Source organism: Candidatus Buchananbacteria bacterium, from assembly GCA_013359225.1.
GTDB lineage: Bacteria > Patescibacteriota > Patescibacteriia > Buchananbacterales > UBA6539 > JABWCG01.
Genome location: JABWCG010000003.1, coordinates 21242 through 45172, shown reverse-complemented (window position 1 = coordinate 45172; position 23931 = coordinate 21242). Strand labels below are relative to the sequence as shown.

Here is a 23931-nt window from a genome sequence, read left to right as displayed (position 1 = left end):
GTATGGTTATCCTAACCAAGCGAGCGCCGGCTGTCAAACCGGTTTAACAATATGATCCGGCAATGTGGCCAGTAGTCCAACAAAGTTGCAATGAGTAGCCGCCTGACGGCCGGCTGATGTGGAGTAAATCACCAGTGACAAAGAGATTGGAATAGAGTTTTGATTGCATGGTTTTAGCATCAATTTCTTTGAGCGAAACACCGCCGTCGCTAATGACGGCCCGGTCATCTCCCATTAAACCCTTAATGGTGACTGGTAAATTTTTTAATAAATAAACAATTTGTCTGCGCTGATCTTTAGTAATGCTGTGTACTTTTGTTTCTGAATCAACATTTTTTATTAGTGATAAAATAACGCCAGCGGTGCCAGCAGGAGTGATTTCTTTAAAAACATTTTTTAACGTTTTATTTTTATTATCATCAAAAATTTTTATTATCTGTTTATCAAAACTGCCCAAGTCGCTTGTCGGATGAATATCGATTGTGGCAGTAACTTGTCCGGCATGCAGCAAATCAGCGACTTTTTTAGCGGCGTTTAAAATAAGCGGACCTGATAAACCAAAATGGGTAAAAAGTAGCGGTCCCTTGAGACTAAAACTTTTTTTGTCATTAAGAAAAAAAGTGATTTTCATTTCAGGCAATGTCACGCCGGCGAGTTTTTTAACCCAGCTGTCATCAACTGCCAATGGTACGATGCTTGGTGTTGGTTGCGTGACCGTGTGGCCAAGGCTGGCCAGCCATTTGAAACCGTCGCCGGTAGAACCGGTTTCGGGATGCGATTTGCCGCCGGTGGCGACGATGTAGGAATTGGCTTGAAGAATTTTTTTGTCGGCGATAATGTTTTTAATTTTTCCGTTGACGCCAACAATCTCATTGACCCGGACATTAGTTTTTATTTCAACGTTGTGTTGTTTGAGATATTGCTCTAATACTTTTAAAACATCAGCCGCTTTTTCGGTTTTGGGAAATACGCGCTGGCGCTCCTGAATTACTAAGGGTAAGCCCTTTGATTCAAAAAACGTGAACGTATCTGACACGCCGAACTGAGAAAATGAGGAAAAGAGAAATTGCTTGGCGGCGCCATAATGACCTAAAAGCAGTTGGACCGATTCTTCGGCGTTGGCGATGTTACATCGGCCACCACCAGTGATCTTTAGCTTTTCACCAAGGGTTTTATTTTTTTCCAAAAGCAAAACGCGTTTGCCGCGTTCAGCCGCTCGTCCAGCGGCCATCATGCCGGAGGCTCCTCCACCGATGACGATTACATCGTAAATATTATTTTTCATAAGACGGTTTCGGTTAGCCATTGGTGAGCGATATCAATATCTTGGTAATCGAGCTGGTGACCAGCCTCGCGCCAAACAAGCTTAACATTAGCTTCGGCATTTTTAAGAAGAGTTGATAATTCGGTTGCTAATTCCGGCTGAACTAGCTGGTCGTTAGTGCCACTAACAATCAAAACCTTGGTTGTTTGAAGGTTTGGACTGATGGCTGGTTTAGCCGGCAAAGTTGGTCGAAACAAAATAGCAGTTGTGATAGTCTGGGGTGACGTTAATAGTAGGTTGGCGGTGATGTTAGCACCATTAGAATAACCAATGGCGCAAATTTTAGTTTGATTAAGTTGATAGTGTTTGGCGGCGGTGATAATAAAATTTTTGAGTGCTTGGGTTTGTCGTTTTAAATCAGCTTGGTTAAAAGTACCGTCGGCGTATCGTTGAAAAAAACGGTTATAGGTACCTTCAAGAACGTTGCCACGGACACTTAAGATGTTGGCTTGTGGCATGAGCATTTTAGCAATATCAAGCAATGAATATTCGTCGCCACCAGTGCCGTGTAATAAAAATAGAGTCTCGGCGGCATTGGACGAACCTGGTATAAAAAGATGGAAATAATTTTCTAGTAAAGTGGCCGAGGTGCTCATTGATGAAAATTGATAATCAAGTTATAATGGCTGAACTGTATCAATCGTATATAATTATCTATTTTTATGCAATTATTAGGACTTCATCATGTTACTGCTGTCACTGGCCAAATTAAAAAGAACCTTTCATTCTATACAGAAGTGTTGGGTTTACGGTTGGTTAAAAAAACCGTTAATCAAGACGATGTGACGGCGTACCACCTTTTTTACGCCGATGCCAAAGGAACGCCTGGCACGGACATGACTTTTTTTGATTGGCCGCAGGCTGGACCAAATAGCGAAACTAATGATGGCATTATTAGGACAATGTTTCGAGTGGCTAGCAAAGAAGCGCTTAATTTTTGGATTGAGCGTTTGGAAAAATATAGCGTTGAGCATTTTGGTATCCACCAACTTGGTAGTCGTGAGGCTTTATTTTTTCTTGATCCAGAAGGACAAAAATTAGCGCTGGTTAATGACAACGGCTTGCCGTTTGCTGGGACGCCGTGGACTAAAACGGACGTGCCGGCCGAACATGCCCTGCGGGGATTTTACGCCGTACAATTGGCGACGCCATCCTTGACTGATTTGGAGCCGGTTTTAACTCAGTTATTAAATTTTAAAAAGGAAGACAGCTATCCTAGTCTTGATCGCGCTGAAGAAAGTGTTGTCGTGTTTTCTCTTGATGGTGGCGGCCCAGGCAAGGAAGTTCACGTGGTTGAGCGTCGGGGAAATTTTGGTCTGGTTGGCGCCGGTGGTGTTCATCACGTGGCGTTTCGTATTGGTGATGAGCAAAATCAAAAGCAATGGCTGCAGCGTTTATCTGAATTTCGTTGGTCTAACTCTGGAGTGGTTGATCGGTTTTATTTTAAATCAGTATACTTTCGTATTTCCTACGGTATTTTATTTGAACTGGCTACTGACGAGCCAGGATTTAGTGCTGACGAGTCAGTCGAAAAATTAGGAGAGACTTTGGCCTTGCCGCCATTTTTGGAACCGCGGCGGAATCAGATTGAAGCGGGACTGAAGCCATTATAAAAAAAATTAAAGAAAAAACCTCCGACAAGTCGGAGATTTTTTCTGGTACCGCCACGGAGAATCGAACTCCGGTTACCAGGATGAAAACCTGATGTCCTAACCACTAGACGATGGCGGCGAGAAACTTAAATCCCGCACGCTTGGCGGGATTTAAGTTAAATTGTACGTAAACTACTATATCTTAGTCTTGGGGTTTAGTCAAGATTTTATGTCAGTTAGTTTAAGGTTGCGCCTTCTTCGTAGTAATCTAAGTGAATTTGATTTAATTCAACCACTTCAGCCCATTCATAGTTATATTTCTCAAACACGGCGGCGGTTGGAATCCAGCGGCGCTTACCGTTTTCAATCAAGTATACTTTAGGGTCATTTTTAACACTGATGAGCTTAACATCCGGATATGATTGAATGTCGAGAATATCAATACGAGCAACGTTGCCCCAGTAGTTATTCGGATAGCTAACAAAGACAGTTGGTGACGGAATGTTGATTTTTAACCACTTCACATCAGCGCGTTGGAATAAATGATAAACAGTTGGGTCCTGTGGCGTGCGAACCAGGTTAGCATTCGGAAAACTGTTTAGGTAAGATTTTGAAACAGTTTTGACTTTTGACCAATCGCACTGGTATTTGTTGAATGCTTCCGGGCTGGTGATATAGTGTTTTTGGCCGGTTTCAAGAATTGCCCAGATGTCCGGACTGTCGGCGGTTTTGTATAAAGCCTTGAATTTAGTGTAGCCTAAGTTTGGATTACAGACATACGGACTAACTGAAGTTGTAGTTGCTCCTGATGTGGTTTTAACACCTAGGACTTGGCCGGTTGAACCAGTTGAAGTGGTAGCGCCTCCGCCGACTCCCGAATTATTGTAGTCTAAGACGTCTTCAATTTCACAACTGGTTGGTAACGGATGAAATTTCAGGCGGTTATCCGGCTTGAACTCAAACCAAGCATTACGCTTAGCGCGGTCGGCATAAAAGATTTCAAGTTTGTGGTAACCAGCTGTTAAGTATACTTGTCTGGTTTCCGGCTTGGCCGGGTGAATACCGTTTAAGTTTGAAGTTAATTCGTCGTCAATGAATAACCAAGAGTCGTCGTCTGAACTAATTTCGTAGTTGTAGTAACCGTCCTGTGGCACGGAAATAATGGCACGCCAGTTAACAGCAAAGTAGTTTGGGTCTCCTGGCTTGCCCTCGTTTAACGGGAAGAAGTTGGTACCAAAAACCAGATTACCGTCAACACGGTTCATGGAAAAATATTGTGAACTATACCAATCATTTTCGCGGCCAACTTTTGACCAGCCACCAAGTGGCAGACCAACGTCAGGGTGACCTTCCGGCAGGTTGTAGTAAGCGCCGAAGAAACCAAGATCAGTTTTGAAATCAATATTACAAGCGGTAGCACCAAGTACAGAACCCGAACCGATGGTTCCGGGCTGATTGGTTGTTTGGTACTGCGGAGTTGATTTGGTTGTGAAGGTATATTTTTCGGTTTTAATTTCTTTGCCCAAGACATCACGAACCTGGATTTCAAAATAATAGGTACGCCCCGCCGTTAATCCGGCTAAGGTGATAGTGTGGGTGAAATCGCGTGGCGGGTTGGTTGAAACCGTTGTTCCTAAATTGCTGGTTGTACCGTAACGAACCCAGCCTTCTGCTAATTTATTAGTGCGCCAGGAAATAACAGCAGTAGTTTGGGTAATGCTTACGTCATTTTCGGCAGCTGGTTTAATGTCGTAGATAATTAAAGCGTCTTTGTCAGTTTTTTCGGTCAGCTTAGTTTGGAATGTCATGTCATACCAAGTGGTGACATTATTATCTTTATCTTTTGATTTGACCCGGAAGTGATAGTGTGACCCATCAAGCAGACCGGTTAAAGTGATATCATGAATTCTTTTAAGAGCGCCGTCCCCCTTGTTTTGGTTATACGGTCCGGAAGTCAAGCCATATTCAACTTCGGTCGTTGCCGGCTCATCGGTCTCCCACTGGATTGTTGCGGTTCTACCGGTTAAGTAAGCAACCGTCACATTGGAAATTGTCGGTGCCTTGTTATCACTTAATTTTTTAGTTTGGAAAGTCTGTTCAAAAGAGGTGACTTCGGTGGTATCATCCCAAGCGGTAATACGGAAGTAATAGTTAGTCTCAGAAAAAAGTCCGGTGATAGTCATAGACTGGACAACGTCTTTTTTACCACTTTGGAGGCTCCACTTATAGTTATTGGTGGTAATACCCCACTGAATTTTGCCATACGCAGCGCGGTTAGTGCGCCAGGAAATGGTGGCAGTTTTATCGTTTTGTACCACCTCAATATTAGAAATAGTCAGCGGTTCTTGCGCTAAAACTGGTCCAGACGGCAATAAAATTGAGGCAAATACAGCAATAAGTAGTTGAATAATAACTAACTTTTTGGCTAAAATTAGCAAATTGTTATGATTTTTTAAATTCATAGTTTGGCTTATTTTTCTAATAAATGATTATATCATATAGTTAGAATTTTGTCAATAGTTTAGGCATTTGGTTAAATAAAAAACCGTCGGATACGTTATGTAACGTGCGACGGTAAGGAGAAGTTACCTTATTAGCGGCAACTAAAGTGGTGGGCCAAGGTTAGCCCAAACCGTAAGGCAAAGATCACTTCGGTGACTGCATAGGGCACCATTTTGAGGTGCCAATGAGGCTTCCAGAGAAGTCCCCACTTTTGGCGGCCATACTTGACCCAAAAGGCATTCAGCCAGGCTCGACTCGGCGGGAGGCTAAAGGTACGGACTACCCAGTCAGAAATGCCGGTGAGTTCACGCGACATCATTTTGAGAACAGGCTCTTTTTCCAGCCGGAGTTTTTCGATTGGCAGCTTGGTTTTTCGTTTTAGCCAGCGACCAAGCGCCGAACGATTGTCTGCGGCAAAGCGAGCGATTTCTTCCGACAGTCGAGATTCAAAGTAGACATGCTGGAAAATAAAGAAGTTGGCGATGGTTTGGCCGAAGTAGCGCAGGCGGTGCCACAACTCCTGCGACCAAAATGTCACGAAGCTTTCTTTCGGCCAGTCGACTCGACGTTCACGACGCCGGCGCACTGACCAAAAGCCGCACATCATCGGGTGAATGCGTTCACCCAAAATGCTGTTACGGTACCATAAGTAACCGCCAAACAAACCCCGGAAACGCTGCTGGCTTGCCAGTCGTAGCGAGTTGATCATATGGTGTGACCGATAAAACTCTTTGAACGCCTGGCGATGGGTTGCTTCCAGTTGTTTGCGAGTCATCAGCGGATGATCGGTCACCGCATGAAACGAATCGTACCGATCGAAGTCGTCATCCATCGCGACACCGGCGTTGACCAGGCGAACGTGGTCTTCCGAACCTGGTAGCGGCGTCAGGATGTAAAACGACGCCATATCAACTCCTAGCGAGCGAATTGTTTTGACGTCTTCAATGACGCTTTGCGGCGTGTCGTTGGGGAAACCAACGATGTAGCCGACATGAACCATAATGTCTAGCTGGTGCAGATGTTCACACAGCCAGGCATAATCTTCGGGACGGTTTTGCCGCTTGCGTGCTTGTTTGAGACTTTCAGGGTTAACCGTTTCCATCCCTAAAAACACTTGGCGGCAGCCGGCTTGGGCAAGCGCTTCGCCGAAACCGGGAATATTGTGAAAGCTTGCCAGATCGGCCTGGGCCATGAAAGAGACTTGATAGCCTTGGCGGCGCAGGCTAGCAAGGCCTTCAAGCAGTTCGCGCATGTGTGGGTTGCGCGCGAGGTTGTCGTCGGTGAAAAATGCCCAGAAGCTACCATGTTGCCGGCAAATGTCTTTGACCATTTGGATGATCAGTTGCGGATCCCGCCAACGGGGGTCGCGTCCCTGAACATTAATAATGGTACAAAAACTGCAAGCAAACGGGCAGCCGCGGCCAGTGTCGATGGTGCCCATGGTGGCAGCGTATCGTCCGCGATCAACCGGGTAGGCTGCCAGTGGCGCGTCAGTTAGTGCCGGTCGTCCGCCGATATAAAACACGCCGGGGATGGTCTGCCGACTTTTGATCAAGCGTTCGATCTCGGCCAGCGTTGGTTTGGCGGGCATATTGTCTGACACTAAATCAATCAGGGTCTGGCGCCAGACAGTTTCGGCTTCACCGTGAAAGACGATAACGCCTTCACTGATTAGGCCCAGAATTTCTGGCGGCACAATACCGGGGCACGGAATGCCCTGGCGTTTGGTGTCGTCGGTTGAAATGCCCCAGGTCATTGAGCTGATTGAGCCGCTGACGTGGAATCCTCCGATGACCACCTGCACGCCGGCTGCAAGAAAGTCGCGGGCTAAATCGCGGGCCCGAACAAACTGGTTGGTCTGAACACCAACGAGTCCGACAATGACTTGCGCGCCGCTTTGACGATAGCGCTGGACTAGTCGGCGCGGCCGCTTAATTCTCTCGGCCGAGACCGTTTCATTAAAACTGTGCACTTCCCAGTCGGTGACCGGAACATTCGATTCGCTAAACGCTTGGTGCGTAAGGCTTTCCATAACTCTCAAGGTATTTGACGGTAAGACGCCCCGCCAAAACGAGAGCGGATAGCCGCGGTCGTCATAGGTGGTTGGTTGCACTAGCAACACCACCACCCGACGCCTGATGGCAGTTTCGGTTTTGTCCAAGGCAACAGCCTCCTTTCTGGTAATGGTTGTGTCCTTTATATTCCAACAGTACTTTTGTCAACGTTCGTAGGTTATGTATAGCATAAAATGACGATTTTTTCTACCGTACTCACCTTGATTTTTCTTTTTATTTTTTTTATAATAAGGGTAACTTACGCGTTAAAATCAAAAATGACAAACGGGGGAAAACAAAAATTGGAGGTAGTTAATTTTGATAATTCATCCGACTGGTTTGAAGACGAAACGGAGGGCCAGTTGTTGCTTGATGTTTATCAGGATCAGAAGAATATTTATATCAAGTCAGCGATTGCTGGGGTAAAGGCAGAAGACCTGAGAATATCTTTGAATAATGACATGCTTACCATCCGGGGCGAGCGTCGTTCGGAGGTGGTTAATGACGAAGCGGTTGATTATTTTTATCAAGAGTGTTACTGGGGGAGCTTTTCGCGGTCGATTATTTTGCCAGTTGAAGTAAAAACTGATAAGATATCGGCAACTTTGAAAAATGGGGTTTTAACAATTACCTTGCCAAAAACCCAGCGACGGACTACTATTCCGATTGAGGTTTCGCAAGACTAACATTACCATGAAACACCTAGAGCATAATCGTAGTCGTCGGTTTTTATCGGCTCGTCTGGAAAAGTTTGAAAATAAAGATGCAGTGATTATTACCGATGACGGTCAGCGCCTGACCTGGCCAATTAAAGATTTGCCGGCTGATTGTGAAGTCGGTAGCAATGTCAGGATAACTCTTTCAACCGCCGTGACCGATCAGGAAGAGCAGACACAGATTGCCAAAGCAATCCTTAATGAGATTTTAAAAGACGGAAAAACAAAATGACGCCAAGCAAGCATAGCGAGGAAAACAAAAAGATGGTTGTAAGTAAAAAAAGATGGTTGATTTTCGCCGTCTTTTTTTTGGTTCTCGTGACAGTGTTGATTACGGGAGTAGTAGTGTATGAACAGTCTTATGCTAAGAAGTTTTATCGGGGGGTAAAAATTGGCTATCTGGATGTTGGCGGACAATCGCGACAGCAGGTCTTGGGCTATTTGGATAGCATTGAAAAAAATATTCAAACTAAAGGTTTAGTTTTTAAAACTTTAGAAAAAGAAGTGGTGATTAACCCCATTACTATCACAGCGGCTGATCCCGATTTAGCCAAGCCGATTTTGACTTTTGACTGGAATAAAACGGCAGACGAGGCCTGGCAAGTCGGTCGGCGCAGCAGCTGGTTTGGCGACCTTGCCGCTCAGGCTAAGGCTTTAGTGTCGGGTACTAGCGTGCAAATTAGTTACAATCTTGATCGAGCCGAGCTGTTGAATGCGCTGCGCTCCAGTTTATCGGAAATGGAAAAGCCACCAGTAAATGCCGGTTTAAAAATTGACGGCGATAGCGTTGCAGTGACTGGCGAAGAATCCGGATATTTGTTTGATTATGATTTGGCAGTTGATAAACTGGTTAATCAGATTACAGCCTTGAATTTTGAACCAATCCAAATGGACTTAGTGTTCCAGGAGCCGGCAATCAAAAAAAATCAAACCGCGTCAGCTGTCAACAGTATCGAAAAGATTTTAGTGATTGATGAATTGACTTTGGCTTATGAAGATCAAAGCTGGACAGTGCCAAAAGCGGAGTTTGTTAATTGGCTTGAGTTCCAGGAATTAGAAGGCGAAATTGTTGTCGGTTTTAATAAAGATAAAGTTGTTGAGTTTTTAACACCTTTGGCAAAAGATATTGACGTGCCGGCCAGTGATGCTAAGTTTACGCTTGAAGGTGATCGTGTTACGGAATTTCAAAGCAGCCAAGATGGTAAAAAGCTGAGCGTTGATGCGAGCTATGAGAAGATTAATCAACAAATTATTATTGGCAGCGCCCTGCCGATTGAATTGGTGGTGGAAGTTGATCCGGCTAAAGTCGCAACTTCAGAATTAAATAATTTAGGCATCAAGGAATTGATCGGGCGCGGCACATCAAATTTTGCCGGCAGTCCGAAAAATCGCCGGCATAATATCGCTACCGGTGCAAAGAGTCTGGACGGTATTTTGATTGCCCCCGGCGAAGAATTTTCGTTGCTCGATGCGTTGGGAGAAATCGACGGTGAAAATGGGTATTTGCAGGAGTTAGTGATTAAAGGTAATCGAACCGTTCCGGAATACGGCGGCGGCTTATGCCAAATTGGTACCACAACATTTCGGGCAGCGCTATACTCTGGTTTGCCGATTGTGCAGCGCCGCAATCATTCATATCGAGTTGTCTATTATGAACCGGCGGGCATGGATGCCACCATTTATGACCCCGCGCCGGATTTGAAATTTTTAAATGACACCGGGTACCATATTTTGTTTATTGCTAAAATGGAAGGCGATACTTTGGTTTTCGAATTCTACGGCACCAAAGACGGCCGCCAGGCAATTATTGATCCTGATCCGCCAACAATTTATAACGTTACCAGTCCTGGTGCGCCGCGCTACATTGAAACAACGGAGTTGGCGCCTGGCGAAAAGAAAAAAGTTGAATCAGCCCATCCGGGAGCCGACACCTATTTTAAATACACCATTATCTATCCAAACGGCGAAGTTAAAGAGCAGGAATTTAAGAGTCATTATGTGGCATGGCCAGAAGTTTGGATGGTTGGTGTTGACCCGGTAGCCGCAACAACAACCGAGGCGGTTGTTGATCCGGGTGCCGCAGCGGACGTTAATAACTAAAAAAGCCGCCAGTAGGCGACTTCCGTAGTAAGAACAGAAATCTGTTCAGAAGTCTGCAGACAAGAAGGTTATTTTTTGGAAAAATCGAGCCTGAGCCAGATTTTCCAGAAAAGAAACTTCGTGCTTGTCGTGCCTGCAGAACATTGGATAGCAGATGAAAGGAGGTTTGTTGTTGAAAAGGTACAAGGTTTCATACCTGCTACCCAAAATTCCACAGACACAATGAAGCCCCTCCTTGTGTAGCGCACAAGAAGCACTCCGGAGGATGACCCTGTTTGGGCAGTCTGCAGACTTCTAGACAGATTTTTAGTTTTCAAGGTAACTGGTCATAATAGCACAAAGGCCAGACTTTGTCAATAGTTTTTCCTTAGGAAAACGAAAAAACCGCTTAATTAGGCGATTTTTTTATAATTTGTCCGCTTTTGGGCGGTTTTTGTTTTTGACTTTAAAACTTTATTGTAAGATTCTAATCAATTTTTCCCGAGAGGTCAAGCCTTTAACTATTTCAATTTGAGATTTGCCAATTTTGTAGTGTTTGGATAGAAATTTTATTAATTCAGTATTTGCCTCCCCTTTGAGCGGCGAAGATTTGAGTTTAATTTTTAGAAAGGTATCCGACTCCTCAATGATTTCAGTTTTACTTGAACGCGGAGTGACTTTGACGGTAATAGTTTTAGGCATATTCTATAGATAGGCTTCAAATGCCTCATTGAGATTGGGAATTAAATCATACTCTTTGAAATTGGCCGGTTCAATCCATTGGTGATCGTCATGATCCTGACTGAGTTGAACTTGGTCGGTGGTAGCGTGACACTCAAAAAATATTCCAACCACCTGCCACGGTTCATTATTAACAACTGGTCGCCATTCACCGACATAAAACGGTTTACCGATTTGGATATCGAGTCCGGTTTCTTCTTTGACTTCACGTTTTAAACTGTCACTCCAATTTTCGCCTGGTTTAACGCGACCGCCAACGACGTCGTATTTTCCGGCATTCGTCCCCTCACCATAATTCGTAGATTCACGAACAATTAAAACTTTTCCTTGGTGAACAATAAATGCTTTAGTGGCAACAAAAATTTTGGGAGTCATAATTATATTTTTTCTAATAAGATTAATTCCGCAGTATTGGTTTTGGTGTCATAAACAGCAAAAGTTGCTTTGGCAAACATTCCGGCCAGCGTTCCCGGATTTAATAGTTTAGTTTGACCAATAGTTTCTTCCCAGGGAATGTGATTATGGCCATAAAAGACAACATCATATTTACCAGTTTCGGCTAATTTTTTGGCTTCTTCGGGGTAGTGATTGAAAGCAATTTTTTTGCCGTCAATTGCTAATTCACCTTGGTCCCCATGGCAGGTAATATTTTTAAATTCAGCGGCAACTTTTTGGTTTAGTTCGCGATCGGCGACGTTGCCGTGAATAAAATGAACTTCACCATTAAAGTTTGGGCCAAGCTCTTTTTTGATTACGGCCGGCGCGGCTAAATCGCCGCAGTGGATCATAAAAGTAATATTTCTTTGTTTAAGATAGGCTAAAGCTTTTTGGATGTTGGGGATGTTGTCGTGGGAGTCCGACCAGATGGCTAGTTGCATAATTCTTTTGGTTTAAAATGACGAGTAAGGTAAATAAAAGGAGTGTCTAATATCGAAACAATAATTTTAATGAGGTAAGTAAATAAAATTAAATCAAATAGCGGATAAACACCAGCGAAAGCAATGACGGTAAAAGTAATTGAGTCAACTAGTTGTGAAATCCAAGTTGAGCCAGTGGCGCGTAACCATAAATATTTTTCGCCGGTCAGTTTTTTAATTTTAGTAAACAACCAAACATCTAAATTTTCAGCTACCAAATAGGCAATCATTGAACCAATGACAATTCTTGGTGTCAGAGTGAATAAAGTTGCCAATGAGCTTTGGGCAATATCATAATCGGCTGGTTGAAAATGTAAAATAAATTGACTGCTGATAAGAAAAAAAACAGTGACAAAAAATCCGGTCATTACGGCCTTAGTTGCTTCTTTTCTGCCATAATGCTCATTAATCACGTCAATTGCCAGTGAAGTTGAACCGTAGAGTACATTGCCACCGGTAACTGCCAAGCCAAATAAATACATCCCTTTAATAACAAAAATATTCATTAAAACAACAGAGACGGCTATTAAAGCTATGAGCCAGGTTTTGCCGAGCCTAAAAGCGATGAGAACAAATAGTAGTGTTACCAGTGCCTCTAAAATAAAAAGAACGCTGTTATCGAGCATCGCGGATTTTTTTTACAGTCATTAAGTTTTTTTTATCCCAGGTGTAATCAGGGGTTTCAAGAATCATATCAACTTTTTTTAGTTTGGGGTGATTGATGATGCTACGAAAACCTTCCAGACCGATTTTACCTTGGCCAATGTGCCAGTGTCGATCAACGCGAGCGCCAAAATCAACCAAGCTGTCGTTACCGTGAATCAAAATAAGTTTTTCCAGGCCGACTAGCTGATCAAACTGATCAAAAGTTTTATTGACCGCTTGCTTGGTTCGTAAATCATAGCCGGAAGCAAAGGCGTGAGCGGTGTCAAAACAAACACCAAGCGTAGTTTTTACTTTTGGTTGAACTTTTTTGATAATAGTTGCTATTTCATCAAAAGTGTCGCCAATAACATTACCTGAGCCGGCGGCAATTTCAATCAAGAATTGCGCAGTGCCTTGGTAGCCGGTTAAAGCTTTGATTAATCCGGCGGCAACCAAATCAATCGCTTTGGCGCGAGTTGTATCTTTTGAACTGCCGAGGTGAGTCATGACGGCCTTGACTCCTAGGAGCGAACTTCGTTCAAGTTCTTCGCGAATAATCCTGATCGATGCCTGGTAAATTTTTTGATTTGTTGAAGCAAAATTAATGTAGTACGGAGTATGAACATAGTAATGTTTAAAACCAAATTTTTGGCAGTTGGTTTTGAACAAATCAACGATGTCATCGGTCAGTTTTGGGGCATTGCCGCCGCGCGGTGACCGGGTGAACATTTGAAAGATTTCACCACCCACAGTTGCGGCATTGGCCGGGGCATTAAAAACGCCGCCGGCAATTGAGACGTGATGTCCAAACTCCATAATGTTAGTTTGAAGAATAACAATTCTATTTTACCATCACTGACTTGAGGTGTTCAACTACTTTCTGTGAGGCAATAATATTTTTGAGGTAATCGCGGTATGCCTGAGAGCTGAGTTGTTTTTCAACGTCCGGATTACCACCATAGGCCTCAAGCGTTTTCATGATTTCATTTTGAATATCTTCATCAGTTGCTTTGACGTGTTCTTTGTCAGCGACACTGCGGATGATTAAAGCGCTTTTCACTCGTTTAATAGCCTGAGGGACAAAATCAAGCAAGAGGTCAGCCTTGGTTTTGTTGAGGTGAGTGAGGTACTCGTCAAATTTAATTCCCTGATGGCTTAAGTTATGTTCAAGCTCATCAACCATTTTTTTGGTTTCCGAATCGATGAGTACATCGGGAATGTCCTCAAATTTTGACTGCTCAATAATTTTATCCAAAATTTCTTCTTCCAGCCGGCGCGATTCTTTGTGTTCTTCTTCAAGCGTGAGGTTATTTTTAATCTGATCTTTTAGATCGGCAACTGTTTTAAAGTTGCCAAGGGTAGCGGCAAATTCGTCGTTAATTTCCGGCAAGCTTAGTTCATAGACTTCGTGCAACACAACTGAAAAATCTGCCAGACGTCCAGCCAGATTTTTTTGGTGGTAGTTTTTTGGAAATTCTAATTGAAATTTTTTGGTTTCACCTTTTTTCATGCCGACCAGTTGTTCTTCAAAACCAGGAATAAAAGTTTTTTCACCAATCACGAGCGGGAATTTTTTTTGTTCGCCGTGTTCAATCGGTACTTTATCCATAAAAGTTTCAAAGTCGATTTCAACCTTGTCATTCATTCTGGCTTCACGATTAACCACTGCTTCGGCGCTACGACCCTTGCGGATGTCATCAATAATTTTGTTGATTTGCTCATCGCTGACGGTAATCGATTTTTTGGCAACAGTAATGGTTTTATAATCGGCGATTTCCGCTTTTGGCAACAAGCTGACAATTGCTTTATACACTACCGGATTACCGGGTGCGAGTTTTACAATATCAACCTGCGGATTTCCAACGGTAATTAGCTGTTGTTCATCAAGCGCCTGAACAAACGTTTTATGAATGGCCGGTTCCAATGCCTGGTTCCAGATTTCAGCTTCGCCAACCTTCTTTTTAACGGTTTCTAAATCAGCTTTGCCCGGACGAAATCCAGGAATTTTGGTGTGTTTGGAAATTTCTTTGGCGGCCTGTTCCAAAAACGGCTGGTATTCTTCGACGGTCAGTTCAATAGTTAGTTCCGCAGTGCCCCGTTCGAGTTTTTTAACTTCAACTTTCATGATAGTTAACAGATTTTAAAAATAAAAAGCGTTTTATACGCCTCCTTAGCCTAACAAAAAAGGCCTGGTAAGTCAATGATTTGTGATAAAAAATAAGATTATTTAAAATAATCTTATTTTTTATCAGATTAGCTTAGTTTTCTAAACCGGACAGAAAAAATCGGTTCATACTCGTTATCGTATTCGTCCTTGAGCTGAATTGGTTCGCCTTTCACGAATTGGTTTAAGGCGATGTCGCTCATTAGTTCATTATTGGTTTCAATGTCATATTTTAAATTTTCTAACTTTTCAAAGGAGGACTTCATTTCAAGCTTGATGCCATCTTCAATTTCTTTTTTACGGGTTTTTAAATCAGCAATTTCGTCTAGGATTTTTTGGTAGGAGTCAGAACTTTTTAGGGCATCTTTGTAGGCACCGCGAATCTCTTTTTGTTCTTTTTTTAATTTTTGAGTTTGGCTAAAAACGGAATGTAAGTCTTTCATTAGATCTTAATTTAGAAGTTAGATTTTCATTATAGCAGATAAAAAAAACGAGGCCTAGATCTTTTTTCGGCCTCGTTTTGAAAATTATTGTTAGAATAACAGCAGTAGCGGAGCGATAACAACGGAAGTGGTCGCAACAACCTTAATCATAATATTTACAGCCGGACCGGAAGTGTCTTTGAACGGATCACCAACCGTGTCGCCAATAACGGTGGCCTTATGGACAGCCGAACCTTTGCCGCCAAGATGATTGGCCTCAACATATTTTTTGGCATTGTCCCAGGAGCCCCCGGCGTTAGCCATATAAATTGCCATTAAGAAGCCAACGGTCATGGAGGCGGCCAGGAAACCACCAAGAGCGCTTGGACCGAGCCCAAAACCGACACAGATCGGGGTGACGATGGCTAAAATGCCAGGCAGCATCATTTCTTTGATGGCGGCGTTTGTAGAAATAGCAACACAATTTTTGTAATCTGGCTTGCCGGTTCCTTCCATTAGTCCGGGAATTTCTTTGAACTGTCGGCGTACTTCTTTAACCATGGCATAAGCGGCCTTGCCAACTGATTGCATGGTGAGGGCGGCGAACACAAATGGCAACAAGCCGCCAATAAATAAACCAACCAACACTTTAGCATTAAGCAAGTTAATAACTTCCAGGTGAACTAATTCGGAGTAGCTGATTAATAATACCAAGCCAATGAGAGCGGCCGCTGAAACGGAAAAACCTTTACCAATGGCGGCGGTTGAATTGCCGACTGCATCAAGCACTTCAGCTTTTTGTCTGGTTTCAGCCCCCATATCAGCCATTTCGGCAATACCGGCAGCGTTGTCGGTAATCGGACCATAGACATCAGTTGCTAAAGTAATACCAAGCGATGCCAACATACCAATGGCAGCGATTGAAATGCCGTAGAGTCCGGCCAATTCGTATGAGATCAAAGTGGCGGCGGAAACACAGGCAATCGGAACAATGGTTGATAACATGCCACTGGCGAGCCCTGAAATGATAACAGTTGCCGCACCAGTTTCACCGGCTTCAGCAATTTTTTGGGTTGGGCGGTAACGGTCAGAGGTGAAATATTCAGTACCAGCCGAGATAACCACGCCGGCAACTAGTCCGGCAACCAATGCCCAGAACGCATTAAAGTTTCCCGGTAATAAGTTTTGAATAATCGGGATGGCAAGTATAATCGTAGTAACATTGGCCACCATAATGGCGGTGTTCATAACGATATGCGGTTTTGGATTTTTGTAAAATTTTACTACTAAATTACCAGCTAAAGTTCCTAAGATTCCCATTGCGGCCAATAGCATTGGAACAAAAATTGCTTGTTCGCCAAAGGTGGCAGCGCTCAAAGCGCCCAACGCGGTAGCCGAGATGATGGCCACAACGTATGTTTCATATAAGTCAGCGCCCATGCCAGCTACATCACCAACATTATCACCAACATTGTCGGCGATTACAGCTGGATTTCTTGGGTCGTCTTCCGGGATACCGGCCTCAACTTTTCCAACCAAGTCTGCACCAACGTCAGCGGCTTTAGTGTAGATACCTCCACCAACACGGGCAAAGAGCGCGACTGAAGAAGCACCAAAGGCAAATCCAAACATACTTTCTGGATTAGCGGCGTCAAAAAATAAAATAAAGCAAGTAATCACACCCAATAGTCCCAGCGCAACAATTGAAAGACCGGCAACGCTACCACCAAAAAACGCAACTTGCAGACCTTTGGCAATGTCGTCTTTGACCGCTTCGGCAGTCTTGGCGTTTGAGTTGGTGGCAATTCGCATGCCGATATTACCGGCAACGATTGAAATGACCGCTCCGAATACAAATTGAACAGCGGTTTGCCAGCTGAATCCCGGGATAAAGAAAATTAGCAACGCAACAACAGTGATGAACGCGCCGAGTACGCGATATTGTTTATTAAGATATGTCATTGCTCCCTCGCGAATGTATGACGAAATTTCTTTCGCACGTTCATTAGTCACCTCAATGGCTTTAATGCGTGTGGCTAGCCAAATGGCGACGATCAGTCCAATAACCGCGATCGCGGCCGACCATAAAATAAATTGAGACATGGCAAAATCAAACATTATGAATTAAGAATCTTTTTTAGATTTTTTGGTTTTTTTCTCTTTAGGGGCCTTAATATCGCCCGTTTTTTCCTCTTTAGTTTCAGCCGATTCTTCACCTGTTGCCTCGTCTTCGTCGTTTATCTCATCATCAGCTTCTTCCTCAACTTTTTTTCCGGCTTCAGAAATGATGTCAATTTTCCAGCCAGTAAGTTTGGCGGCGAGCCGGACGTTTTGGCCGGATTTACCAATGGCGAGCGACAATTGATCTTCAGCGACTTTGGCGGTGGCGATTTTTTCGCTGTCATCGGTTTTGATGTCTAAGATTTTTGCGGGGCTTAAGGCGTTAGCAATATATTCCTGCGGGTCTTCGCTGTATTTAATGATATCAACTTTTTCTCCCTTGAGCTCTGAGATAATGGTTTGAATTCTAGCGCCGCGCTGACCAATACATGAACCAATTGGATCAATATTTTCCTGGTCGGTGTGAACAGCAATTTTGGAACGTGAGCCGGCTTCGCGAGAAACAGCTTTGATTTGCACTGCACCGCTAGCGATTTCTGGAATTTCCAGCGAGAACAATTTTTTGACAATTTCCGGATGCGAGCGGGAAACGATAATTTCCGGACCCTTAGTAGTTTGGTTAACACTTAAGATAAACACTTTAAAGTGAGCTCCCGGAACATAATTTTCGCTTCGAATTTGTTCTTCAGGCGGTAATAGGGCGGTGGTTCGGCCTAAATCCATTAAAACTAAATGGCCTTCTCGTCGCTGGACAGTGCCGACCATAATTTCGCCTTCTAACTTTTTGAATTCTTCGTAGATGGTTTCTCGTTCGGTTTCGCGCAGCTTCTGAACAATAACTTGTTTGGCGGTTTGGGCTGCCATCCGACCAAAATCGCCAGGAATTTCTAGAGGTGTTTTAATTTCGTCACCCAGTTCATATTTTTTGTTGATTACTTTGGCGTCGGTAATCTGAATATCAGTTTTTGGATTGAATCGTTTTACCTCTTCGCCATTTTCGTCAACTTCGTTTTCAGCCTTTTTTTCTGGTGTTTCACCTTCGCCTTCTTCTGTGAGGTCTTCTTCGGGCTGATCTTCAACCACGGTTTTAACGTCAAACACTTTGGCTTTGCCGGTTTCCAGATCAAATTCAACTTTAATGTTTTGATTTTTTTCGCCGAAATCCTTACGGTAGGCTGCAGCTAAAGCAGCTTCAATGGTTTGGACCACTGATTCAACAGTGATGCCTTTTTCATCGCAAATCTGCTTAACCGCTTCGGCAATAGAAGATTGGTTCATCATAAATTATTTTTATTAATTGTTTTTTAAAAAAAAGTGGCAGCCGTGAGCTACCATGATACTAACCGTTTCAGTAATTAAGGTGTTTTTAGTATAGCAATCCTAGCCTGATCCTGTCAAGAGTGGGCGGTTTCATCAATGATTTGTGGCCAGTGGGTAATTACTGGCGGCTGATGACGAAATAATTCTACGGTTATCAGGTCAATCTGCCAGGACTGCTTAGTGTATTTCATATATTCAAAGGCGCTGTTAATTAAATGAGCGGCCTTGGTTTTGGTGATCGCCTCTTCGGGATATCCGCAGGTGTTATTTGATCTAGTTTTGACTTCAACAAAAATAATCGTTTTATTTTTTTTGCAGACAATGTCAATTTCGCCGCGCCGAGTAACGTAGTTGCGGGCTAAAATTGTGTAACCTTGATCTCTAAGAAAATTGGCAGCTAAATCTTCTCCTAGCCGGCCAACAGTTTTTTTGGAAAACATAAAACGCACTTACTTTGGTGAGTGCGCTATGTTGAAGACAGGAGTTACGGAATGTATTTATTGAATGCCCGTTTTTCGTCAATATTTTTTCTAAGCTTTGGCACGTCAAGCACTAAATATTTGATAATGAATCCAAGCCAGAGTAAGAGCGTCAGCAACCAAATGGCCAGCAAGAATCGAGCGGATAATAGCACTACCCCTTGCCAGGCGAAGAATAAATAAAGGTATCCCAAGATACCCATCGTCAGCCCGAAGTTGAAAATTCGGCGGTATGCCTTAACTTTTAAACCGTCTTTGGTTTTACGTTCAATCAGTTTTCCGGCCACGCCAACGAGTATGATGGCCGCAAAAAATATGGCCAAAACGGCAATGGCGCGAAAACTCATGGCCGGCGGCCGGACCGTTAAAAAGTGGGCGGGATCAAAAAAGTATTTTAGATAGTCAATCATTTTGTAAAAATTAATCCAAAGTGGTAATTGCCGGCATCAAACTCATCAGTCAGTGTTAACTTTAGTCTGGCACAGATCTTTTTTACTTCATCCGGGCTGATGCGGTCATCGACGGCCGGACCAATAGTAGATGGTACATTGTTCCAGTCAATGACGAGCAATTTGCCCCCCGGTTTCAGAAGGCGAACCGCTTCGCGGATAATGCTTTCGTCGTCCTTTGATTGAAATAGTATATTAATCAGCAGGCTGAAGTCAAGGCTTTGGTCGGGAATTTTGGTGGCGTTAAAAACTTCCAGGTTCGACCAGATCGGTTTGATATTGTTTACGCCCTCAATTGCTGCTTTGCTGGTGACTGAACGTAAAACTGATTTCATGATGTCAACGGCATAGACTGTGGTATTACTGCCAACTATTTGGGCGGCGGGAATAATAAAATGACCAGCTCCCCCGCAGCCTAAATCGGCCAGGCGTGAGCCGCGTTTAACCCCGAGCCGCGCTAGAATCTCGGTTGGGTCTAATAATTCATTGCCTCCGGAGATGTAAACCATAAGGTCAGTTGGTTTTATCTAGCATTAATTATATAACAGTTTTTCAATTAAGGAAATCTTTAATTGGGCGAAAACTTTTTCGGTGAAGGTCGCAGATGCCGTGTTCATTGATCATGTGAAAATGGTGAGCGGTACCATATCCTTTATGCTGTTTGAAACCCCACTGTGGAAACGACTCGTCGAATTCGTCCATTAAGGCGTCGCGGCTGACTTTGGCGATGATGGAGGCGGCGGCAATAGAGGTAACTTTATGGTCGCCGTCGATAATCGGAATGGTTTTAATGTTGTTGTATTCTAAAACTACGGCATCAATCAAAAGACAATCCGGTTGAGGGACGAGTTTTTTTAAAGCTCGGGTCATCGCCAGCTTGTTTGCCTCGGTGATTCCCAGGCGATCGATCGATTGATTGCTGACGACTCCAACAGACCAACCGATAGCGCTTGCAGTTATTTCTTTAAAGAGTCGCTCCCGGTCAGGCCGGCGTAGTAGTTTAGAATCTTTAATTCCTTTAATTTTAATATCCGGGTTAAGGATAACTGCTCCGGCAACAATGGGTCCAGCCCATGAGCCTTTGCCGGCTTCGTCAATGCCGACAATTAGCTTATAGCCGTGGCGGTGTAATTTTTTTTCTTGCCGTTTGTTTGGGTACCTCATAATTTGTTAGCAGTTGATAAGATGTGGAAAAAATATGGATGAATGGTGATTAAGCTAATCATAACAGGTTGTTTGGTGTCTATGGCGTCTTGATTTTATGGCAGTCATTATTTTTTAGCTTTAACTAGCTATTTTTTAGCCGTTGACTTTAGTATTTTCCGGGGCTAGATTTAAGAGACAACCTTAATATTAATTTTTTCGAGGAGGGTGTATGTCTCGAAAAATTATTGAGTCGGCGCGCCAAGCAATCAGCGCTGAACTTGAGCTGCAGGATTGTTACCGTCGGATGAAAAATCAGGCGACCAATCCGAAGGTGAGAGCGATTCTGCACGATTTGTTGCTGATGGAAGAGATGAATGAGGTATTGCTACGATCGCTGAACAAGAATTTAACTGCATAGCTATTGTTGAGATAATCAACGTTGATACCCTTACAATCTAAGGAACACATCTTTATTTTTTTTAAGGCCAGTCTGAAGGCCTTTTTGTGTATTCCCAAGTCAGTTAACCTAAGCTCTGACGCAATTTGCCGGAAGCAATAATTTTTTTACTGATTGATTTTTTTTGCTGCCAGCGCGCTAGAACGGCGGCAGAAATTTTTTGGTGTTGCCACTCAGCCTTGGTTTTGGGTCCCAGGGTGATGCCAAGATGTTTCTCAATTAAAAATATATCCTTTTGAATGGCCTTAAAGTGGCGATTTTTTTTACTTAATATTGCCAGGTTGTTTTTATTTAAAAATCGACCGGCTAAGACAATATCTTTTTTAAAGTTGCGGTAGTATTTTTCAATATCAATATTAGTTTTGCTTAGCAGGCTTAATCCCCTCCCGGTACCAATCAGCTCCGGCGGCAATCCTAGTGAATAGCAAACGGCAGTAAACGGAATTGCTCGAGGTAGACGTTTTTTGCCGATGCCCCGGGAATATCCAAACAGCCCAATATGTAATTTTCGCTCCCGCCTACTTGGCACCTGTTTTGAGAGACGGTTGATGGTGTTAGCCAGACCCTCAACGGTTTGTTTGTAGGGCGGCATAAACAATTCACAAACGGTTTTAGCTTCTACGAGTTCGGCGCGGCTGTAGATTTTAATTGGAGTCTGCGGTAGCTTAGTGTTTAGCTTTTTAATTGCTGACGTTACTTCTTTTAATTTGAAGTCATAGCGAAAGGCCGACTGGATATATACGGTTCTCATGCCCGGATATTCTTTGAGAAAGTCATCAATGCGTTTAGGTGACAAGCTGCCACGAAATGGCAGAGTGCCAACACCAATTGCCGGAAAGATTTTAATTTTATGTTCCCGGCCAAATCGGTGGTATTCAGAAAGCGCAATTTTTCCAGCCACAACCGCGGGAACTAGACCACTGTTTAGGGCTGGGTCGCTTCGGGCAATATGCAACCGCAGGTACGGCGGACGGTGCTTAAATTCTTTTTGGTACAGTTTAAGATACTCGGCAAGTAGTTGGCGGCAATTGATCAGTCCGGGGATGTCTTCAATTAAAGGAAGGATGTGAAGCTGGTTGAAATTGCAGACATCGCCAAACAGCTTAGCTTTAAATTCCGCCAGACGCCTGAAAGTTTTTTGAATATGTATAATGTCGCTGGCCTGATCGGTCATGGGCAAGATCACCTCAAAGATTGGCGGTGTGTGGAGTCCGAGATCGCGGGCAAAGTTTTCGGCCGTTAAAATTCCCATCATCGCCCGGGCTAAGCCGTAGCCTTTTTCGTGGCGAATGTTTGGGATGCGAAAAGTCAAAAACTTATCCCGCCCCAACTGCTGGGCTTTAAAATAATGATGGTATTTATAAAACAGACGGTCGGCAACAGCTTCATCAACATATTTGCCTTCCCAGTCCCACATAAATTCTTGGCAACCCAAATCCTTGAATGCTGAATAGCATTCTAAAGTTTCCTCTCGTGTAGAAACAAATCCGTCGCCGTCTTTTTCCCAATACGGCGCACAGGCATTGTCGGGGTGTTGAGTGGCCATGGTGGCCGGGATCAGTCTCATGGCTTGGTTTGATATTTCTTTAATGCTTCGCCGATAATTGTTGCCGCCCGTTTCAGTTTGGTGCTGTTAAGGACATAGGCAATTCGTACCTCATTGGTACCGTGTCCGGGCGTGAGATAAAATTCCTTGGCCGGCGTTAACATCACTGTTTGATTATGGTGACGAAAATCAGTGATTAAAAATTTAATAAAGTCTTCGCTGTTTTTGACTGGCAATCGGGCAATTAAGTAGAAGGCGCCTTGAGGTTTGTGACAAGCGACGCCGGGGATTTGCAACAGAGATTTGGTGAGCACGTTGCGGCGAGTGCGGTACTCACTAGTGATTTTTCTAGTGTAGCCTTTGGCGTTGTTGAGCAACGGAATTAAGCCAAGTTGTTCAAGGGTTGGTGCGGAAAGTCGAATCATCGCCAAGCGAAGCAGGGTGGCCATGATTTCTTGATTATAACTTACCAAGCAGCCGATGCGCGCGCCGGGCAATGAAAATCTTTTTGAGGCGCTGTCTAAAACAATTAGGCGGTTTCTAATTTTAGTCATGGTTAGCAAGCTGGACGGCTTAGTATCAAAAACAATTTCGCGGTAGGTTTCGTCACCTAAGACCAGCAGGTTATATTTGGTGGCAATCTCACCAATCATTTTTAGTTCGGGTATGGTGAGCACTTTACCACTGGGATTTGCAGGATTGACGATTAGGATTGCTTTGGTTTTTTTGGAAATTTTTTTGATGATTTCAGAACGCCTGGGTAAGGTAAAATTATTATCTAAGGTGAGAGTGACGGGAACAAGTTTTATATTCAGGCTGGCGGCTAATCCTTTATAGCTGGTGTAGAGCGGTTCAAAAACTAAAATTTCTTCTCCGGGGTCGGCGGCGGCAATCATCGCCAGCAACATTGCTTCAGCACAGCCGACGGTCGGAATAATATTTTCCGGTTTTAAGTGGAGGTTAAAATTTTTATAATATTTGACCCAGGCTTGGTTATGTTCAATGATGCCCGGCGACGGAGCATATCCAAGATTTTTTGAACGGTACTGTTTAACCGTTTGTAAAAATGCAGCCGGGGGCAGGATGTCAGGATCGCCAACGTTGAGTTTGATCACTTCAACACCTTGGTGTTCGGCTTGTCGCACCAGCGGTAGAAATTTTCTGATTGGTGATGCTAATACGCGACTGGATCTTTTTGATAAAATTGGTTGCATAATAAGTCAATTATAGTTTATTTGACCGATAAAAAAAAGCACC

General features: G+C 43.6%; 24 protein-coding genes and 1 tRNA gene. 5 read left to right on the top strand and 20 right to left on the bottom strand.

The annotated features are described in order from the left end of the window. Positions 1 to 43: 43 nt before the first annotated feature. On the bottom strand, positions 44 to 1285 hold the full coding sequence (locus tag HUU49_04270; protein ID NUM25801.1) for an NAD(P)/FAD-dependent oxidoreductase: 1242 nt from the start codon (positions 1283 to 1285) through the stop codon (positions 44 to 46). Next, positions 1282 to 1920 carry an alpha/beta hydrolase gene (locus HUU49_04265; protein ID NUM25800.1) on the bottom strand — a complete coding sequence of 213 codons (639 nt, stop codon included), beginning with the start codon at positions 1918 to 1920 and terminating at the stop codon, positions 1282 to 1284. The genes HUU49_04270 and HUU49_04265 overlap by 4 nt, the downstream gene beginning before the upstream one ends. 66 nt (positions 1921 to 1986) lie before the next feature. Between HUU49_04265 and HUU49_04260 the strand changes: the two genes are divergently transcribed. After that, complete coding sequence (locus HUU49_04260) at positions 1987 to 2937, top strand: ring-cleaving dioxygenase (protein ID NUM25799.1); 951 nt, start codon at positions 1987 to 1989, stop codon at positions 2935 to 2937. Positions 2938 to 2980: 43 nt separating this feature from the next. Here HUU49_04260 and HUU49_04255 read toward each other — a convergent pair. The 3 genes from HUU49_04255 to HUU49_04245 form a co-directional block, all read right to left on the bottom strand. Then, positions 2981 to 3055 (bottom strand) — tRNA-Glu (locus HUU49_04255). A 97-nt stretch (positions 3056 to 3152) separates the two neighbouring features. Further along, positions 3153 to 5378: a hypothetical protein gene (locus HUU49_04250; protein NUM25798.1), complete on the bottom strand. Its 2226-nt coding sequence runs from the start codon at positions 5376 to 5378 to the stop codon at positions 3153 to 3155. A gap of 131 nt (positions 5379 to 5509) precedes the next feature. Further along, on the bottom strand, positions 5510 to 7579 hold the full coding sequence (locus HUU49_04245) for a radical SAM protein (protein NUM25797.1): 2070 nt from the start codon (positions 7577 to 7579) through the stop codon (positions 5510 to 5512). A 171-nt stretch (positions 7580 to 7750) separates the two neighbouring features. On the opposite strand from HUU49_04245, the gene HUU49_04240 reads away from it, so the two are divergent. Genes HUU49_04240 through HUU49_04230 form a run of 3 tightly spaced genes read left to right on the top strand, consistent with a single transcriptional unit; the run spans position 7751 to position 10288 of the window. Beyond that, positions 7751 to 8158, top strand: coding sequence for an Hsp20/alpha crystallin family protein (locus tag HUU49_04240; GenBank protein NUM25796.1), 408 nt, complete (start codon positions 7751 to 7753; stop codon positions 8156 to 8158). 7 nt (positions 8159 to 8165) lie between these two features. After that, positions 8166 to 8420: a hypothetical protein gene (locus HUU49_04235; protein NUM25795.1), complete on the top strand. Its 255-nt coding sequence runs from the start codon at positions 8166 to 8168 to the stop codon at positions 8418 to 8420. Further along, positions 8417 to 10288 (top strand): VanW family protein, encoded by a 1872-nt coding sequence (locus HUU49_04230; protein ID NUM25794.1) that lies wholly within the window; start codon positions 8417 to 8419, stop codon positions 10286 to 10288. The genes HUU49_04235 and HUU49_04230 overlap by 4 nt, the downstream gene beginning before the upstream one ends. A 453-nt stretch (positions 10289 to 10741) precedes the next feature. Here HUU49_04230 and HUU49_04225 read toward each other — a convergent pair whose 3' ends face one another. From HUU49_04225 to HUU49_04165, 13 genes are all read right to left on the bottom strand, one after another. Further along, on the bottom strand, positions 10742 to 10969 hold the full coding sequence (locus HUU49_04225) for a DUF167 domain-containing protein (protein ID NUM25793.1): 228 nt from the start codon (positions 10967 to 10969) through the stop codon (positions 10742 to 10744). Between the two features lie 3 nt (positions 10970 to 10972). Next, entirely contained in the window at positions 10973 to 11383 is a 411-nt protein-coding gene (locus tag HUU49_04220) for an NUDIX domain-containing protein (protein NUM25792.1), read from the bottom strand. A 2-nt stretch (positions 11384 to 11385) separates the two neighbouring features. Continuing rightward, on the bottom strand, positions 11386 to 11886 hold the full coding sequence (locus HUU49_04215) for a metallophosphoesterase family protein (protein NUM25791.1): 501 nt from the start codon (positions 11884 to 11886) through the stop codon (positions 11386 to 11388). Beyond that, positions 11877 to 12551 (bottom strand): queuosine precursor transporter, encoded by a 675-nt coding sequence (locus HUU49_04210; protein NUM25790.1) that lies wholly within the window; start codon positions 12549 to 12551, stop codon positions 11877 to 11879. Before HUU49_04210 ends, HUU49_04215 begins: the two co-directional genes overlap by 10 nt. Continuing rightward, the gene (locus tag HUU49_04205; protein NUM25789.1) at positions 12541 to 13386 is read right to left on the bottom strand and encodes a deoxyribonuclease IV; all 846 of its coding nucleotides are present in this window, start codon (positions 13384 to 13386) and stop codon (positions 12541 to 12543) included. Before HUU49_04205 ends, HUU49_04210 begins: the two co-directional genes overlap by 11 nt. A 25-nt stretch (positions 13387 to 13411) precedes the next feature. Further along, positions 13412 to 14695: a trigger factor gene (gene tig, locus HUU49_04200; GenBank protein ID NUM25788.1), complete on the bottom strand. Its 1284-nt coding sequence runs from the start codon at positions 14693 to 14695 to the stop codon at positions 13412 to 13414. A gap of 128 nt (positions 14696 to 14823) precedes the next feature. Continuing rightward, positions 14824 to 15177, bottom strand: coding sequence for a hypothetical protein (locus HUU49_04195; GenBank protein ID NUM25787.1), 354 nt, complete (start codon positions 15175 to 15177; stop codon positions 14824 to 14826). A gap of 90 nt (positions 15178 to 15267) precedes the next feature. Then, positions 15268 to 17259 (bottom strand): sodium-translocating pyrophosphatase, encoded by a 1992-nt coding sequence (locus HUU49_04190; protein NUM25786.1) that lies wholly within the window; start codon positions 17257 to 17259, stop codon positions 15268 to 15270. Positions 17260 to 17280: 21 nt separating this feature from the next. Beyond that, positions 17281 to 18555 carry a transcription termination/antitermination protein NusA gene (gene nusA, locus HUU49_04185; GenBank protein NUM25785.1) on the bottom strand — a complete coding sequence of 425 codons (1275 nt, stop codon included), beginning with the start codon at positions 18553 to 18555 and terminating at the stop codon, positions 17281 to 17283. 116 nt (positions 18556 to 18671) lie between these two features. Continuing rightward, positions 18672 to 19037: a YraN family protein gene (locus tag HUU49_04180; GenBank protein ID NUM25784.1), complete on the bottom strand. Its 366-nt coding sequence runs from the start codon at positions 19035 to 19037 to the stop codon at positions 18672 to 18674. Positions 19038 to 19081: 44 nt separating this feature from the next. Further along, positions 19082 to 19486 (bottom strand): hypothetical protein, encoded by a 405-nt coding sequence (locus HUU49_04175; GenBank protein NUM25783.1) that lies wholly within the window; start codon positions 19484 to 19486, stop codon positions 19082 to 19084. Continuing rightward, positions 19483 to 20034 carry a methyltransferase domain-containing protein gene (locus tag HUU49_04170; GenBank protein ID NUM25782.1) on the bottom strand — a complete coding sequence of 184 codons (552 nt, stop codon included), beginning with the start codon at positions 20032 to 20034 and terminating at the stop codon, positions 19483 to 19485. The genes HUU49_04175 and HUU49_04170 overlap by 4 nt, the downstream gene beginning before the upstream one ends. Positions 20035 to 20077: 43 nt before the next feature. Then, positions 20078 to 20689 (bottom strand): ribonuclease HII, encoded by a 612-nt coding sequence (locus HUU49_04165; protein NUM25781.1) that lies wholly within the window; start codon positions 20687 to 20689, stop codon positions 20078 to 20080. A 211-nt stretch (positions 20690 to 20900) separates the two neighbouring features. On the opposite strand from HUU49_04165, the gene HUU49_04160 reads away from it, so the two are divergent. After that, on the top strand, positions 20901 to 21089 hold the full coding sequence (locus HUU49_04160; protein ID NUM25780.1) for a hypothetical protein: 189 nt from the start codon (positions 20901 to 20903) through the stop codon (positions 21087 to 21089). 103 nt (positions 21090 to 21192) lie between these two features. Here the strand turns inward: HUU49_04160 and ppcA are convergent, their stop codons facing one another. Together ppcA and HUU49_04150 are read right to left on the bottom strand one after the other, a co-directional pair. Next, the gene (gene ppcA, locus HUU49_04155; protein ID NUM25779.1) at positions 21193 to 22695 is read right to left on the bottom strand and encodes a phosphoenolpyruvate carboxylase; all 1503 of its coding nucleotides are present in this window, start codon (positions 22693 to 22695) and stop codon (positions 21193 to 21195) included. After that, positions 22692 to 23888, bottom strand: a complete 1197-nt coding sequence (locus HUU49_04150) for a pyridoxal phosphate-dependent aminotransferase (protein NUM25778.1) — start codon at positions 23886 to 23888, stop codon at positions 22692 to 22694. Before HUU49_04150 ends, ppcA begins: the two co-directional genes overlap by 4 nt. Positions 23889 to 23931: the final 43 nt, after the last annotated feature.